This is a genomic window from Methylosinus sp. RM1 (assembly GCF_011378635.1).
Lineage (GTDB): Bacteria > Pseudomonadota > Alphaproteobacteria > Rhizobiales > Beijerinckiaceae > Methylosinus > Methylosinus sporium.
This window is the reverse complement of the sequence record NZ_WOVC01000002.1, coordinates 84,910-100,568: the sequence shown is the minus strand read 5'-3', so window position 1 is coordinate 100,568 and position 15,659 is coordinate 84,910. Positions and strand designations below refer to the sequence as shown.

At 67.6% G+C, this 15,659-nt stretch carries 14 protein-coding genes; 10 read left to right on the top strand and 4 right to left on the bottom strand.

Going from position 1 to position 15,659, the window contains the following annotated elements:
- Nucleotides 1-2 precede the first annotated feature (2 nt).
- Nucleotides 3-485 carry a TerB family tellurite resistance protein gene (locus FMZ75_RS01795; protein WP_166141094.1) on the bottom strand — a complete coding sequence of 161 codons (483 nt, stop codon included), beginning with the start codon at nt 483-485 and terminating at the stop codon, nt 3-5.
- Nucleotides 486-835: 350 nt separating this feature from the next.
- Between FMZ75_RS01795 and FMZ75_RS01790 the strand changes: the two genes are divergently transcribed.
- The 7 genes from FMZ75_RS01790 (at nt 836) to FMZ75_RS01760 (ending at nt 8,191) form a co-directional block, all read left to right on the top strand.
- The gene (locus FMZ75_RS01790; protein ID WP_166141093.1) at nt 836-2,176 is read left to right on the top strand and encodes a DEAD/DEAH box helicase; all 1,341 of its coding nucleotides are present in this window, start codon (nt 836-838) and stop codon (nt 2,174-2,176) included.
- Nucleotides 2,177-2,286: 110 nt separating this feature from the next.
- Nucleotides 2,287-3,777: a glycerol-3-phosphate dehydrogenase gene (locus FMZ75_RS01785; RefSeq protein WP_166141092.1), complete on the top strand. Its 1,491-nt coding sequence runs from the start codon at nt 2,287-2,289 to the stop codon at nt 3,775-3,777.
- Nucleotides 3,778-4,279: 502 nt separating this feature from the next.
- Nucleotides 4,280-4,981 carry a response regulator transcription factor gene (locus FMZ75_RS01780; RefSeq protein ID WP_018267279.1) on the top strand — a complete coding sequence of 234 codons (702 nt, stop codon included), beginning with the start codon at nt 4,280-4,282 and terminating at the stop codon, nt 4,979-4,981.
- A gap of 6 nt (nt 4,982-4,987) precedes the next feature.
- Nucleotides 4,988-6,817: a stimulus-sensing domain-containing protein gene (locus FMZ75_RS01775; protein WP_166141091.1), complete on the top strand. Its 1,830-nt coding sequence runs from the start codon at nt 4,988-4,990 to the stop codon at nt 6,815-6,817.
- On the top strand, nt 6,814-7,302 hold the full coding sequence (locus FMZ75_RS01770; protein WP_142862937.1) for an HPr kinase/phosphorylase: 489 nt from the start codon (nt 6,814-6,816) through the stop codon (nt 7,300-7,302). Before FMZ75_RS01775 ends, FMZ75_RS01770 begins: the two co-directional genes overlap by 4 nt.
- 185 nt (nt 7,303-7,487) lie before the next feature.
- Entirely contained in the window at nt 7,488-7,889 is a 402-nt protein-coding gene (locus tag FMZ75_RS01765; protein ID WP_036293661.1) for a PTS sugar transporter subunit IIA, read from the top strand.
- Nucleotides 7,886-8,191 (top strand): HPr family phosphocarrier protein, encoded by a 306-nt coding sequence (locus tag FMZ75_RS01760; RefSeq protein ID WP_108915532.1) that lies wholly within the window; start codon nt 7,886-7,888, stop codon nt 8,189-8,191. Before FMZ75_RS01765 ends, FMZ75_RS01760 begins: the two co-directional genes overlap by 4 nt.
- 146 nt (nt 8,192-8,337) lie before the next feature.
- On the opposite strand, the gene FMZ75_RS01755 is transcribed toward FMZ75_RS01760, so the two are convergent.
- Nucleotides 8,338-11,187, bottom strand: a complete 2,850-nt coding sequence (locus FMZ75_RS01755; RefSeq protein WP_166141090.1) for an AMP-binding protein — start codon at nt 11,185-11,187, stop codon at nt 8,338-8,340.
- A gap of 183 nt (nt 11,188-11,370) precedes the next feature.
- On the opposite strand from FMZ75_RS01755, the gene FMZ75_RS01750 reads away from it, so the two are divergent.
- From FMZ75_RS01750 to purQ, 3 genes are all read left to right on the top strand, one after another.
- Nucleotides 11,371-12,243: a hypothetical protein gene (locus FMZ75_RS01750; protein WP_166141089.1), complete on the top strand. Its 873-nt coding sequence runs from the start codon at nt 11,371-11,373 to the stop codon at nt 12,241-12,243.
- 105 nt (nt 12,244-12,348) lie between these two features.
- Nucleotides 12,349-12,594, top strand: coding sequence for a phosphoribosylformylglycinamidine synthase subunit PurS (purS, locus tag FMZ75_RS01745; RefSeq protein WP_166141088.1), 246 nt, complete (start codon nt 12,349-12,351; stop codon nt 12,592-12,594).
- A complete protein-coding gene (gene purQ / locus FMZ75_RS01740; protein ID WP_166141087.1) occupies nt 12,591-13,277 on the top strand; it encodes a phosphoribosylformylglycinamidine synthase subunit PurQ in 687 nt (228 codons plus the stop codon). Before purS ends, purQ begins: the two co-directional genes overlap by 4 nt.
- A 39-nt stretch (nt 13,278-13,316) precedes the next feature.
- On the opposite strand, the gene FMZ75_RS01735 is transcribed toward purQ, so the two are convergent.
- Nucleotides 13,317-14,321 (bottom strand): CorA family divalent cation transporter, encoded by a 1,005-nt coding sequence (locus FMZ75_RS01735; protein WP_166141086.1) that lies wholly within the window; start codon nt 14,319-14,321, stop codon nt 13,317-13,319.
- A 111-nt stretch (nt 14,322-14,432) separates the two neighbouring features.
- On the bottom strand, nt 14,433-15,650 hold the full coding sequence (locus FMZ75_RS01730) for an acyltransferase (RefSeq protein WP_166141085.1): 1,218 nt from the start codon (nt 15,648-15,650) through the stop codon (nt 14,433-14,435).
- Nucleotides 15,651-15,659: the final 9 nt, after the last annotated feature.

Here is a 15,659-nt window from a genome sequence, read left to right as displayed (position 1 = left end):
CTTCAGCCTCCCCAGGGGCCGGGCGGAGCCGGCTTGTCCGCGTCCTTCGCAGCCTGACGCAGCGAAACGCGATCGCGCGTGGAGACGCCGAGCAGCTCGGCGACGCGCCAGATCACATTTTCCTCGAATTCATGGACCTCGCCATCGGCATAGGCCATTTCCCACAACATGCCGATGACGACGCGGCGGCCGTCCTCGTCGAGCCGGCGCTTCAGCACTTGGGTGAAACGGTAGAGATCGACGGCCTCGCGCTCGCTCTCCGCCGCCGCCTCGATCAGCGCGCGGGCGGCGGCGCGATCCAGGCCGAAGCGCGTCTCGACCAGCTTTTGCAGCAACGCGCGCTCGCCGGCGTCGAACTCCCCGTCTATGGAGGCGAGATGCACCAGAAGCGCGACCGCTGCGAGCCGATAATCGGAAGCCTCCAAGGGCCGCGGCCGCGCCGGCGCGGCGACTTCGTCGAGAAAAGCGCGGAGGGCTTCGAGCATGAGCGCAGCTTTCAAAAGTTGGAACCATCCTTACGTTCTATATGTCGTCCGCCGCGCCTCGCATAGCTCGCGGCCGGCGCCCGCGCTCGGAGCGACATCGCCGCTATCGACGCGAACTGCGCAATTGCCGATTGACAGAGCCTTGAATTCGCTTTACCTACGTTATTGCTGCAATGCAGCGTGACTCGTTCCGGCCGCGTGGATCGCTTCCCACAGGGGATCGGAGCCGTAGAGCGGGTCCTCATCATGACGACGGCCCGATACGCGGGGCAGGTCTCCCATCCATCGCTGCATGGCCTCGCGCGGGAACCGCTTTTCGCGCACATGCGGCCTATTTCGAAAGTTACGCAGTGACCAATTTCGCCGACCTCGGCTTCGCCGAGGTCATTCTGCGCGCGCTCGCGCAGGAAGATTATGTGACGCCCACGCCGATCCAGGCTCAGGCGATTCCCCCGCTCCTCCAGGGCCGCGACCTGCTCGGCATCGCGCAGACCGGCACCGGCAAGACCGCCGCTTTCGCTCTGCCGATCCTGCAACGGCTGCTCGACGAGGGCCGCCGCCCCGCTCCAAACACGGCGCGCGTTCTGGTGCTCGCCCCGACGCGCGAGCTCGCGGCGCAAATCGCCGATAGTTTCCGCGCCTATGCGCGCTTCGCCCGCATCAGCGTCGGCGTCATCGTCGGCGGCGTCGCCCATGGCCCGCAGATCCGAATGCTCGCAGGCGGAGTCGATGTTCTGGTGGCGACCCCCGGCCGCCTGCTCGATCATGTCGCCTCCAATCATCTGCGGCTCGATTCGACGCGGACGATCGTGCTGGACGAGGCCGATCATATGCTCGACCTCGGCTTCGTCGTCCCCATTCGCAAGATCGTCTCGCGCCTGCCGAAGGATCGGCAGAATCTCTTCTTCTCGGCCACCATGCCGAAGGAGATCGCGTCGCTCGCCGACGACATGCTGCGCGATCCCGTCACCGTGCGCGTGACGCCGGCGGCGACGACGGCCGAGCGCGTCGCGCAGCGCGTGATTCTGGTGGACGGAACGGCCAAGCGCGACGTTCTGCTGGAACTTTTTTCCGATCCGAACTTCTCGCGCGCCATCGTCTTCACGCGCACCAAGCGCGGCGCCGATCGCGTGGCGCAGCATCTCGCCGTGAACGCCGTCGGAGCCTCGGCGATTCACGGCAACAAAAGCCAGAATCAGCGCCAGCGCGCGCTCGACGATTTCCGCGCCGGCCGCACCCGCGCGCTGGTGGCGACCGATATCGCCGCGCGCGGCATCGATATCGACGGCGTCTCCCATGTGGTGAATTTCGAGCTGCCGGAAACGGCCGAGGCCTATGTTCACCGCATCGGCCGCACCGCGCGCGCCGGCGCGACGGGCGCCGCCGTCTCGCTCTGCGACAATAGCGAACGCTCGCTGCTCAAGCAGATCGAACGCGTGACCCGCCAGACGCTGCCGATCACCGACCGCCGCAGCGCGCCGGGCGCCGCAGCCGAGGCGGACGCCGCGCGGCGCGCGCCGCCGCATGAGCATCGTCGCACGCATCAGGAGGCCGGCCGCGCCGCGCGCCATCCGGGCAAGCCCGGCGAGCATGGACGCCCGCCTCAGCAGCAGCAGCAGCGCCGCCGCAGCGGCAAGCCCGGCGGCCCTCGGCCGGACCATAACGCGCCGCGCTCGCGCGCTTCCGAGTAAGCAAGTCGAACGCCTGTTCTCCTCCCCGAAAGAAGGAGAACAGGCGCTGACACATATTTCAGTTCTCGGCTCTATTCTCCTGCGAGAAAATCGCAGCGGGAGAGCCGGCAATGGTCTTCGATCTCCTCATCGTCGGCGGCGGCGTCAATGGCTGCGCCATAGCGCGCGACGCCGCCGGGCGAGGGCTGAGCGTCCTTCTGCTCGAGCAAAAGGACCTCGCCGCCGCGACCTCCTCCGCTTCCACCAAGCTGATCCATGGCGGGCTGCGCTATCTCGAGCGCTATGAGTTCCGCCTCGTCCACGAGGCCTTGGCCGAGCGCGAGCTGCTGCTGGCCGCCGCGCCGCATATCATTCATCCGCTGCAATTCATCCTGCCGCACGAAGGCTCGATTCGCCCCGCCTGGCTGGTGCGGCTCGGGCTCTTTCTCTATGACCATCTGGCGCGGCGAAAGCGCATCCCCGGCTCCGCGACCGTCGCGCTCGCCGGAACGCCATTCGGCGCGCCGCTCACCGCCGATCATCGCCTCGGCTTCTCCTATTACGATTGCCGCGTCGACGATTCGCGCCTCGTCGTGCTGGAGGCGCTCGACGCATTCGCGCGCGGCGCGGACATTCGTATCGGCGCGCGGCTCGTCGGCGCGCGGCGCGCGGGCGGGCGATGGCTCGCCAGCGTCGCCGCCGCCGATGGAAAGCTGGAAGAGCTGAGCGCCCGCGCGCTGATCAACGCCTCCGGCCCTTGGGTGTCGGAGACGCTGGAGCATCGTCTCGGCCTGCGCTCCCGCAAGCATGTGCGGCTGGTGAAAGGCTCGCATATCGTCACGCGCAAGCTCTATGAGGGCGCGCAGGCCTATATGCTGCAGCGGCCGGACAAGCGCATCATCTTCGCCATTCCCTTCGAAGAGGATTTCACACTCGTCGGCACCACCGACATTCCCTTTCCCGGCGCGCCCGGACCGGTGGCGATCGACGCGGCGGAGACCGATTATCTTCTCGCGGCGACCAATCATTTCTTCAAAGAAAAGATCGCGCCCGGCGATGTGGCGTGGAGCTATTCGGGCCTGCGCCCGCTCTATGACGATGGCGCGCTCGAGGCTTCCGTCGTCACGCGCGATTATGCGTTCGATCTCGACAACGCCGACGGCGGCGCGCCGGCGCTGTCGATCTTCGGCGGCAAGATCACCACCGCGCGCCGCCTCGCCGAACATGCGCTCGATACGCTCGCGCCCTTCTTCCCGCATATGCGCGCGGCCTGGACGGCGGGCGCCGTTCTGCCCGGAGGCGACATCGGCCCCGGCGGCTTCGACGGCTTCGTCGCGGAGCTTTCGCGCGCGAAGCCGTTTCTCGCGCCACGCCTCGCGCGCCGGCTCGCCGGCGCCTATGGAACGCGCGCGTGGCGCTTTCTGGAGACGGCGCGATCGCTCGCCGATCTCGGCGCGGATTTGGGCGGCGGCCTGACGGAAGCGGAGCTCGATTATCTGCGCGCGCAGGAATGGGCGCGCACGGCGGAAGACGTGCTGTGGCGTCGCTCCAAGCTCGGCCTGCGTTTCGACGCCGCGCAGACGGAGAGACTGACGCGCGCCCTCGCGCAGCGCAGCGCGTGAAGCTCGCGCCTCATCTCTTCGATCACGCCGCGTGAGCGAATCGCAGACGATCGAGAATCCTTGCCGTGAGCGCGGCATTTCGACGACGGCGCAGCGCTCATGGCGGCGCATTTCGGCGCGGCGCGCCGAGCGGCTGCAGCGTCGCCGACAACATATTGCTTTTTATCGAAATTTTCGACGCTTCGCAGCGCTGTGCAAACATGGGCTTCGCCACTGTTTCCGCGGCGTTTCGTCCCTGTCGCGACGATAGGTGATTTGTGTCGCGATCATGTATATAAGACGACACGGAATGTGAAACCGTCGGTCCCTGTTCCGGCCGGCGTCATGCGAATGGCCGAGGCCAGCCACATTTCGGCCGCCAAGGCGCTGGAACGTGGCGACCGAACGGCGATGTTCCAGGGCGGCGCAGTCAGCGAGCCGCCGCACAGGCGTGTAGAGAAAAGCGCGCGCCTTTCGATTCGAACATCGAGCCCGATATCGGACGTAACAGTAAAGGTTGAAAATGCCGACAATCGCTCTCGTCGACGACGACCGCAATATTCTCACCTCCGTCTCGATCGCTCTTGAAGGCGAGGGCTACCGCGTTCAAACCTACACCGACGGCGCCGCGGCGCTCGACGGTCTGCGCGCCAATCCGCCGGACCTCGCCATTTTCGACATAAAGATGCCGCGCATGGACGGAATGGAGCTGCTGCGCCGTCTACGGCAGAAATCCGACCTTCCGGTGATCTTCCTCACCTCCAAGGACGAGGAGATCGACGAATTGTTCGGCCTCAAAATGGGCGCCGACGATTTCATTCACAAGCCGTTCTCGCAGCGCCTGCTGGTGGAGCGCGTGAAGGCGATTCTGCGCCGCGCCAATCCCAAGGAAGCCGCCGCGCAGAAGGAATCGGAAGCCAAGGTGCTGGAGCGCGGCGCGCTGGTCATGGACCCGGAGCGCCATACCTGCACCTGGCGCGGCGATCCCGTCGTGCTGACGGTGACGGAGTTTCTCATCCTGCAAGCGCTGGCGCAGCGCCCCGGCGTGGTGAAGAGCCGCAATGCGCTGATGGACGCCGCCTATGACGATCAGGTCTATGTCGACGATCGCACCATCGACAGCCACATCAAGCGGCTGCGCAAGAAGTTCAAGGTCGTCGACAATGAGTTCGAGATGATCGAGACGCTCTATGGCGTCGGCTATCGCTTCAAGGAAGCCCCATAACGGCTCATGACAGTCACGATCGACAATGAACATGGCGTCGCCGAGACGCAGGCGCGGCAAAAGCGAATCGGCCGCGCCGCGTCGGTTCGCTTCGCGCGGCTCACGCGCGCCATTCAGTCACGCCTGTCGTCTTCGCTCACGCGTCGCATCGTCGTGCTCAATCTCGGCGGCCTCGTGGCGCTGCTCGGCGGCTTCCTCTATCTCAACCAATTTCGCGAAGGCCTGATCGACGCGCGCGTGCAGAGCCTGCAGACGCAGGGCGAGATCATCGCCGCGGCGATCGCCGCCTCCGCGACGGTGGACACCGACGCCATCACCATCGATCCCGAGAAGCTGCTGCGGCTCGCGCCGGGCGAGAGCTACAGCCTCGCCGAGGGCAGCCAGCCCTCTATGGAGTTTTCGCTCAATCCAGAGCGCATCGGCCCGCTGCTGCGGCGTCTCGTCTCGCCGACGCGCACGCGCGCGCGCATCTATGATCGCGACGGCTATCTCCTGCTCGATTCGCGCTCCGTCACCGGACGCTCCAATATTCTGCGCTTCGAGCTCGGTCCCGCCGGCGGCGCCGAATCGTCGAGCTATCTCGAGCAGGCGATCAATGCGCTGCGCCGCTGGACGCGGCGGCCGGAACTGCCGCTCTATGAGGACATCGGCGCCGGCAATGGCAAAGCCTATCCCGAGGTGGCGGCGGCGCTCACCGGCGGCGCGCTCTCGGTGGTGCGCGCCAACGCCAAGGGCGAGACCATCATCTCCGTCGCCGTGCCGGTGCAGCGCTTCCGCTCGGTGCGCGGCGCGCTGCTGCTCTCCACGCTCGGCGGCGACATAGACGCCATTCTCGCGCAGGAGCGCTGGGGCATCATCCGCATCTTCCTGGTCTCGGCCGGCGTGATGCTGCTGCTGTCGCTATTCTTCGCCGGCACCATCGCCGAGCCCATGCGCCGTCTCGCCGAGGCCGCCGAACGCGTGCGCCGCGGCGTCAAATCGCGGCAGGAGATTCCCGATTTCTCGCAGCGCCAGGACGAGATCGGCCATCTCTCCGGCGCGCTGCGCGACATGACGCGCGCGCTCTACAATCGCATAGAGGCGATCGAGCATTTCGCGGCGGATGTCGCGCATGAGCTCAAAAATCCGCTCACCTCTCTGCGCAGCGCGGTGGAGACTCTGCCCATCGTCAAGGACGAGAATGCGCGCTCGCGCCTGCTGACCATCATCAAGCACGACGTCGGACGTCTCGATCGTCTCATCAGCGATATTTCCGACGCCTCTCGTCTCGACGCCGAGCTGGCCCGCGCCGATATGGACATTGTCGATGTCGCCGGCGTGCTGAAAACCGTCGTCGGCATGGCGCAGGACGTCGACCGCGGCGACGGCGTCACCATCACGCTCGACATTCAGCCCGCCGATCCGCGGCGGCGCTGGCGCATCCTCGGCCATGATTCGCGGCTCGCGCAAGTGTTCGACAATCTCATCGCCAACGCCCGCTCCTTCTCGGCGGAGGGCGGCGATGTGCGAGTCCTGCTGCGGCCGGAGCAGGCGATGGGGCCGGGCGGGCAGCCGATCGACGGCTATGAGATCATCGTCGACGACGACGGGCCGGGCATTCCGGCACACGCCTTCGAGCGCATTTTCGAGCGCTTCTACACGGATCGACCGGAGCAGGGCTTCGGCCAGAATTCCGGCCTCGGCCTCTCCATCTCCCGCCAGATCGTCGAGGCGCACAACGGCCGTATCCGCGCGATGAACCGCACGCGGGCGGAGCCGGAGGGAACCGACGAGATCGAGCCGGACGATGTCGTGCTCGGCGCACGCTTCGTGCTGTGGCTTCCGGCGGCCAGATGACCGGCGCGCCTCTCCTACAGGAGCAGGCCGGCGACCGCGTCATGATTCACGCCAATGCTCTGCTCATCGGCGCCGCCGGCGCGCTGCTGCGCGGCCCCTCCGGCGCCGGCAAGAGCGGCCTCTGCCTCGAGCTGATCGATTTTGCGCAGGGGCGGGGCGTCTTCGCCCGCCTCATCGGCGACGATCGGATCGAGATCGTCCGCCGCCACGGCCGGCTGGTGGCGCGCCCGCATCCGGCCATCGCCGGGGCGATAGAGGAGCGCGGCAGGGGCGTCGGGCCCACCCCTTACGAGCCCGCCGGGACGCTGCGCTGCCTGGTCGATCTGCGCGGGCCGCGCGACGAGGCCCCGCCGCGATATCCGCAGGAAGGCGAGGCCGAGGCGATTTTATGCGGGGTGGCGCTGCCGCGGCTCGCCGCGGACGCCCGCGAGGCCGGGGCGACGCGAAAGATTTTTTCGTTTGTTCATCAGTTTGCGGCATTTTAACGAGGATAGGAGGTTTTCGCTTGCCAATTTCGCCGCAACGCACAAAATGGCGCCCGAAACGCTGCGAACGTCGGGGCGACATTCGCGTTAGTGAATTGGTGAGCCGCAATGCCGGTCTGCTTCGGTTCTCCGGTTTCGACGATCTCGTTCTCTCGCGAGACGGTCTTCATGAGCGGTAGCTGCGAATGATCGGAATGGTCCTGGTGACCCATGGCCACCTCGCCACGGAGTTTCGCGCGGCCCTCGAGCATGTGGTCGGCCCGCAGAAACAGCTCGTGTCGATCTCGATCGGCCCCGAGGACGACATGGAGCGTCGGCGCCGAGACATTATCGACGCCATCGCCGAGGCGGACAGCGGCGACGGCGTCGTCGTCCTGACCGACATGTTCGGCGGCACGCCCTCCAATCTGGCGATTTCCGTGATGAACGGCGGCAAGGTGGAGGTGCTGGCGGGCATCAACCTGCCCATGCTGATCAAGCTGGCCTCGGTGCGCGAATCGGCTCCGCTCGAGCAGGCGGTGTTGCAAGCCCAGGACGCCGGGCGCAAATATGTCTATATCGCCAGCCGAGTTCTCAACGCGAAATGACCGATCAATCCGTTTCCGCCATCGAAGGCGGGCGCATCGCCCGCGATCTCGTCATCGTCAACCGCAAGGGCCTTCATGCGCGGGCGACGGCCAAATTCGTCCAATGCTGTGAGGCTTACGAGGCCGAGATCACCGTCTCCAAATGCGGGGACACGGTCGGCGGCAGCTCCATCATGGGCATATTGACGCTGGGCGCGGCGCAGGGCTCCACCATCACTGTGACCGCCGCCGGCCCACAGGCCGCGCAAGCGATAGAGGCGCTGGCGGCGCTGGTGGGCAACCGCTTCGGAGAGGACGAGTAGAGGCTGCGGCGCCCCACCCTCCCCTTCAGTAAGAGGGTCGGCCGGCGATAGCCGGACGTGGTGGGGTCCACCAGCAGAGACTCGGGACGTCGCCCCCTCTCGAGCGCCTACGGCGCTCGACCTCCCCCTCGAGGGGTCGGCCTCCGCTACGCGTCCCCCCGCCTCGGCTTGGACAATTCGCTCAAATCCGGTTCCCCGCAGCGCGCGAGGATGGCGGCGCGGACATGGTCGCGCAGCCGCAGCGCGCAGAGAAAATCGCCCCCGCCCGCCCGTATCGGCGGCAGAATGGTCAGCGACAGCGCCGAGCGGCGCGGGAACCATTGCTCGCCGCGCAACATGCCGCGGGTTCCACGCAAGACGCCCGGAAAGACCGGCAGCTCCGCCTCCGCGGCGATCTTGAACGCGCCGAGATAGAAGCCGCAGAGCCCGGCGCGGCGCGTGAACGTCCCCTCGGGGAAGAAAACGAGATTGCGCCCCTCGCGCGCCGCCGCCGCGAGCTTCTCCGCGTCGGCCACGCTCGCCGCAATGTCGAAGCGCTCGACGAAAAGGGCGCCGAGCCGGCGCAGGAACGGCCCGGCGAAAATCTGTCCGGCCAGCTCCTTCTTGGCGACGAAAGCCGGCTCGCCCGGCAAGCGAGCGGCGAGCAGCATCACATCGACATAGCTCGAATGGTTGAAGGCGAGCACGGCGCCGCCTTTCGGCAGACGCTCGAGCCCTTCGGTCGTGACCTTCGCGCCAATGGCGCCGAGCATTGTCCCGGCGATCTTGCGGACGGCGGGCCAGCGCGAGCGGCGGGGCAGAGTCATGACCGCCCACCAGGCGGCGAAATAGCCGGCGCAGACGACGATCCACCACCAGGACGCATAGGCGAGCTCGCCCACGCTTTTCGCCGCGCCGCGCATCGCCGGCCATAGGCCGAGCAGCGCCAGCCGGCCGATCTGCAGCCACACCGGGCCGCGCGGCTCGCCGAGCCGGCCCTCTTCGAACAGCGCCTTGGCGGCGCTGCGGCGAATCTTGCCGCTCGAGGTTTTGGGAGTCGAGCGTGGCGGCAGGAAGCGGACCTCCTCCGCCGGCGCGCCGCAAACTGCGGCGACCGCGGCCTGAACCTTGGTCTCGAGCGCGCCGAGGGCCTCCGGCGCGGTCTCATAGGTCTCGGCGACGACGATCAGCCGCTCCGTGCCGGTCTCGACGTCGGGCGCGCCAAAAGCGGCGACGCAGCCTTTGCGGATTCCGGGGAGCGTGGCGACGGCCTCCTCTATCTCCTGCGGATAGAGATGACGCCCGGCGCGTATGACGATGTCCTTCACCCGCCCGGTGACATAGACTTCGCCGCCGGCCGTGTAGGCGCGATCGCCGCTGTCGAGCCAGCCGCCCCGAATCAGCGCCTTGCTCTTCTCCTCATTGCGGAAATAGCCGGCGGTGGCGGAAGGGCCGCGGAACTCCAGCCGCCCCTCGCGCCGCTCGGCGAGCTCGCGGCCGGCGGCGTCGACGATGCGGATTTCATGGCCCGGCAGCGGCGCGCCGCAGGAGACGAACTCCAGAGCCGTGGTCGCGTCCCCGGCCGGCTCCGCGCGGCCGTCGGTCGCCAGCGAATCACGGGAGATGCGGTCGATCAGCGGCGCGCGGCCGGGCGGCGGAAAGGCGAGGCCGACGGAATTTTCCGCGAGACCATAGACCGGCGCCATGGCCTCCGCCCGGAAACCATATTTGGCGAATTTCTCGGCGAATCGCCGGATCGTGCGCGGGGAAATGGGCTCCGCGCCATTGGCGACCATGCGCAGCGAGGAGAGATCGAGTCCCTCGATCTGGGCCGGATCGATCTTGTCGAGGCAGAGCTCGAAGGCGAAATTGGGCGCGGCGCTCAGCGTGCCGCGATGGCGGTCGATCGCCTCCAGCCAGCTCGCCGGCCGCGACAGAAAGGTCAGCGGCGACATGACATAGAGCGGCGCCCCGAAATGCAGGCAGCCGAGCCAGGCGCCGATCAATCCCATATCGTGATAGAGCGGCAGCCAGCTCACGAAAGTGTCGGCCGAGGTCGCGCCTATGGCGAGGCCCATGGCGCGCACATTGGCGAGAAGATTGGCGTGGCTCAGCACGACGCCTTTGGGATCGCCCGTGCTGCCGGACGTATATTGCAACATGGCGGTCGCGCCCGCCTCGCGCGTCGGCGGCAAAGGCGCGCCATTGGCGCCGCTCACAAGATCGGCGACGGCGACGATCACCTCCAATGTCTCCACCCGGCGGCGGGCGAGGCCGGCGAGACGAATCCCCTCGGCGGCGGTGATGAGCAGCTTCACCCCGGCGTTGCGCAAAATGCCGATCTGGCGGGTGATATGCTCCTCGATCTGCGCCATGCGCATCGGCGGATAGATCGGCACGGGAATGGCGCCGGCGTAGAGCGCGCCGAAAAAGGCCACGAAGAAATCGAGTCCGGTGGGCAGCATCAGCGCGATGCGGTCGCCAGGCGCGACGTCGCGGGCGACGAGGCCTTCCGCCGCCCGGCGCGCCTCGTCGGCCAGCCGCCAATAGGTGAAAGCGCCGGCCGGCGTCGCCGCGTCGCGCAGAAAGGTCAGATGCAGCCGCTCGGGATTATGCGCGGCGTGCCAGTCCAGCGCTTCGGTCAGCGTCTTCGCCTCGAAGGCGGCGCGAATATGCGGCAGCGCCTCGCCCGCGGCAGGCTCGACGACGGGCGGCGGCTCGGCGCCGGGCGCTTTCTCCAGCGCCGTCAGCAGATCGCCGACCGTATCGGCGCGGCCGAGCTCCTCGATCGGCAGATGCGCATGAAAAGCCTTTTCGAGCCGCATGTTCAATTCGGCGCGCGCCAGGCTGTCGACGCCGAGATCCTGCTCGAGCCGGCTGGACAGGGAGATTTCCGCCGGAACGCTGCGCTGCGGATGCATTTCGCGCGCGAGCGAGCCGACGACGGCGAAAACCTCGCGCCGCGCCGCCTCCTGCGTCGCGCGGCGACGCCCCGGATAATTGGAGACCGCATACATTCGCGCCCCTCCTGCTCCCGAGGCAGATAGAGCGAGGTCGGCGGCATTCGACTCTTTTCTATAACCCGGCGTCGAAGACGACTTGGAACAATCGCTCTGGTTGCGCTGGCGTCAGCTTCGCGCAAGCCGGAAATTTCAATCTGCGCGCACGTACGAAGCGACGCGCCATGGGTGTCACGAATCATGGTATCGCCGATTTCCGCCGTTACATCCCGAGCGCCCGGCGTGCGCGCGCTGTCGCGCGTCGCGCCTGTCGCAGCAAAGGCCGAGCCGGTCGAAGACGCGAGCGTGGCGACGACGGCGGCCGTCGAAACGCCGCCGCCCGGCCCCGGCCTTCGCGACGCGCTTCCCGCCGGCTATCGAAATTTCGCCATGCCGCTCGGCGCCGCCTCCGGCGAAGAAATCAGCGGCGAGGACGCCAATCTGACCTCCGCCTATGGACCGAGCGCGGCCGCGCTCTCCGGCCTGCCGCGCCTCGTCGGCGAACGCGTTCCGCTGCGCATCATCGTGCGGGAGGCGCAGGCGGCCGCGCGCTCCGCCGCGGAGGCGCGCGGCGAAACGACGAAGGAATTCCTCGAGGAGGCGGACGTCGTTCCGCGCTCGCGCCTGCCCTCGCGCAACGCCGACGATGCGGCCGCGACGATTCGCGCCGCCCTGCTGGTCCGCGACGGCGAGCGCGACACCGCCACCATCGACATCTATCTGGCCAAGACGGGACCGGGCGCCTTCGAGGCGACCACCTATGACCGCGATTTCGCGTCGCCGTCCGGCGGCTTTCCCTATTCGGCGCCGCCGCTCTCGATCGATCGAATCATTTTCGATCCGGCCTATCAGGCGATCGTCTCGGCCGTCGCCGGCCAGCCGCGGCGGCGCAGCGCGACGGCCGCCCGCTCCACCTCGCCGCTCGGCGCCTTCATCGTCGCGTCGGTGATCGGCGTCGCGACATTCGTCGCCGTCGTGCTGACGCTCGCCGCCGGCCGGCCGATCTTCGCCGCGACGATCGCGCTGCTCGGCGCCGCCGGCTTCGTCTACGCGCTGCGCTCGCGCTCGGCCTGAAGCGGCGCGGCGAGAACGGCGGCGAGAGAACGGCTTGCGCTCCGGCGCGTCGCCCGCTAACCCTGCGGCCAGCCCATTGCAGCCGAACCCCGAGAAAGCCGCCGCATGAAAGCCCGCGTCATCGTCACCTTGAAAAACGGCGTGCTCGATCCGCAGGGCAAGGCCATAGAGGGCGCGCTCGCCTCGCTCGGCGTCGAGGGCGTCGGCGGCGTGCGGCAGGGCAAGGTGTTCGACATAGAGCTCGAGGGCTCCGACCGCGCGCTGGCCGAGGAGCGGCTGCGCGCCGCCTGCGAGAAGCTGCTCGCCAACACCGTCATCGAGAATTTCCAGATCGAGATCGCGAGCCCATGAGAGCCGCCGTCATCGTCTTTCCCGGCTCCAATCGCGAAGGCGATATGGCGCGCGCGCTTCGCCAAGCGACCGGCCACGAACCGGCCATGGTCTGGCATTCGCAGACCGAGCTGCCCGCGGGCACGGATCTCGTCGTGCTGCCGGGCGGCTTCTCCTATGGCGATTATCTGCGCTGCGGCGCAATCGCCGGCCGCGCGGCCATTATGGACGCGGTGCGCGCCCATGCCGCGCGCGGCGGTCTGACGCTCGGCGTCTGCAACGGCTTCCAGATTTTGTGCGAGGGCGGCCTGCTGCCGGGCGTGCTGATGCGCAACGCCAATCTGCGCTTCGTCTGCCGAATGCAGCATTTGCGCGTCGAGCGCGCCGACACCGCCTTCACCAGCCATTATCGCCAGGGCCAGACGATCGAGGTCGCCATCGCCCATGGCGAGGGCAATTACGAGGCCGACGACGAGACGATCGCGCGGCTCGAGGGCGAGGGGCTCGTCGCCTTCCGCTATTGTGATTCACTCGGGCGCGTCGGCGGCGAGGCCAATCCCAACGGCTCGCGCAACGACATCGCCGGAATCTTCTCCGAGCGCCGCAATGTGCTCGGTCTGATGCCGCATCCCGAAAATCTCATCGATCCGCTGGTCGGCGGAATCGACGGCCGGGGATTGTTCGAGAGCCTCGCAGCGGCGTGACGCCGATCGGCAGTGCGCGGCGAGTGGGCGCGAGTTCCGCTAACCCTCGCGGCGCTTGATCCACATCAGCGCGAAAAAGGCCGCCGCCGCCGAGGCGACGCAGAGCGCCGCCGCATAGAGCGTGCCCTGCTCATTGTCGCCGAAAAACAGATTCTTGGTGTTCATGCCGAAAATGCCGGAGACGAGAGTCGGCGGCATCAGCAGCGTGCCGAGAATGGTCAGCACATAGAGCTGGCGATTGGTCTCGGCGGTGAGATTGGAGACGATCTCGTCCTGCAGCAGGCGCGCGCGCTCCTCCACCGCCTGCAGCTCCTGCTGCAACGAATCGAATCGCTGGGTCAGCCGGCGCAGCGCCGCATGAGTCGGCGGCGTGACGCGCGGCGAGAAAGCCGTGCGGGAAAAAACGCGCTGCCCGTCGGCGAGCTCGCGGCGCAGGCGGATCGTCTGCCGGCGCAGCGCGCCGAGATCGCGCCGATCGTCATGCGTCTCGTCGTCGAGCACGCGATCCTCGATCTTGTTGAATTTGGCGAGAAGCTTCTCGAGCCCGATATCCATGGAGACGAGGCTGCGCGTCACCAGCGCCTCGAAGAGATCGAGCGGCGCGCGCAGGCGCTGGCCCTCCAGCGCCGCCTGCCGAATGGCGGCGGTCGATTCGACGGCGTAGCGGCGGGCGGTGACGATGCAGCGCTCGGTGACGACGACGCGCAGCGGACGCAGCACGTCTTCCTCCCGCTCGAGATCGCGGCCGTAATCGGCGATCACGCCCCACAGCGCTTGCTCGTCGGCGTCGAGCCGCTGATGGCTGTCCTGGTCGATGAGCAGGGCGCGCGCCTCGGCCGGCATTTGCGAGCGGCCGGCGACCCAATCGCGATAACGCAGATCGGCGACATTGAGATGGACCCAGAAATAGCCGTCGGCTTCCACATCCAGCTGCGCGGAATCGTGGTCGGCGACGAGCGTCGCCGCGCCCTCCGCATCGAAGCGCATGACCCAGAGAAAGGGCGAATCGCCCACGATCGCGACGCTCGACGGCATCGTCTTCATTTTCGTGCGTCCCCGCAGGCGCGCGCCCTCTGCGGCCCGCCTCGGGTCCTCGCCATTAGAGAAGGGATGCGACGGTTCGTCGACAGGGGGCGGCACGGTTGACCTTCACAATCAGGCGTCGGCTTTTTGCGGCTTGCGCTCCAGCTCCTCGAGCGGCGGCGGGACGCGCCGGCGCCGACGCTCCTCCGCCGCCTCGAAGGCTCTGCGCAGCGCGCGCCGCGCGGAATTGGTGTGCGCCTCGGTGACGCGCGAGAAGAGGAAGCCGAAGACGACCGCCGCTGTCATCACCGCCGCCATCACCTGCCAATGGACGGGCGTCGCCAGCTCGCGCGCCCATAGCGCGCCGAAGCGCTGATCGACGAAAGCGCGCGCCAGAATCAGCAGCGGCATATGCACGCTGTAGAGCGAGAAGGAGAAATCGGCGAGCCGCCGATGCAGCTGCGGCTGGAACAGCGCCCAGCCCTGCTGCGGCCCGAAGCGCAGCGTCACCACGAGATTGAGGAAGAGAACGGCCGCCAACGTATCGGCGAGATCGGCGAGATAGGGGAAGGCCTCGAGATTGGGGCCGCGCACCAATAGGCGGATGGGGATGACGGCCGCGACATAGAGCGCGAGCGCGATCCAGCGCGATTGGACCAGTGGGCGCCGCGCCAGAGTCGCCAGCGCGCCGAGGCCCCAGAGCAGATAGCCGAACCGAAACCAGCCGCCGGAGGGGATCGACATGACCACCAGAATGGCGAGGCCGAGCGCGAATCCGACAGCGCGCGTCCGCAGCGAATAGGCGCGGGCGAAGGGCAGCAGCAGCAGCGGAAAGGAGATGTAATACCAAAACTCGCAGGCGAGCGACCAGAGCGGCCCATTGGTGCCGAAGAAATCGCAATAGATCGCCGCGAGATTGGCCAGCGAGCCGAGGAAGAGATCGGCGCGATAATGGTCCTTGAACACCGGCCAGTCGTAGACGCCGCTGTCGCCGAGCCAGCCGCGGCCGATCCCATCCGCCGCCACTGTGACCAGCAGCGCCGGCGCGAGGACGATATAGATGCGCGCGAAGCGATGGATGAGATAGTCGCGCAGAAAGGGCTTGTCCTTGCGCAGCTGCGCCAGCACGGCGCCGCCGACCAGATAGCCCGAAATGGCGAAGAAGCCGACGACGGCCTGATGACCGAGCTCGAAGCTGACGAAGAACCACCAGGCGTAGACGCTCGCCGCATGGGGAGCGCTCATTATGTCCGCGAGATTGACGAACATATTGGTGGAGTGGACGGCGAGCACCAGCAGCGCGCCCACCCAACGACATGCCTCGATGAATTGCGACAGAAGGACGGGCATGTGTCTCCG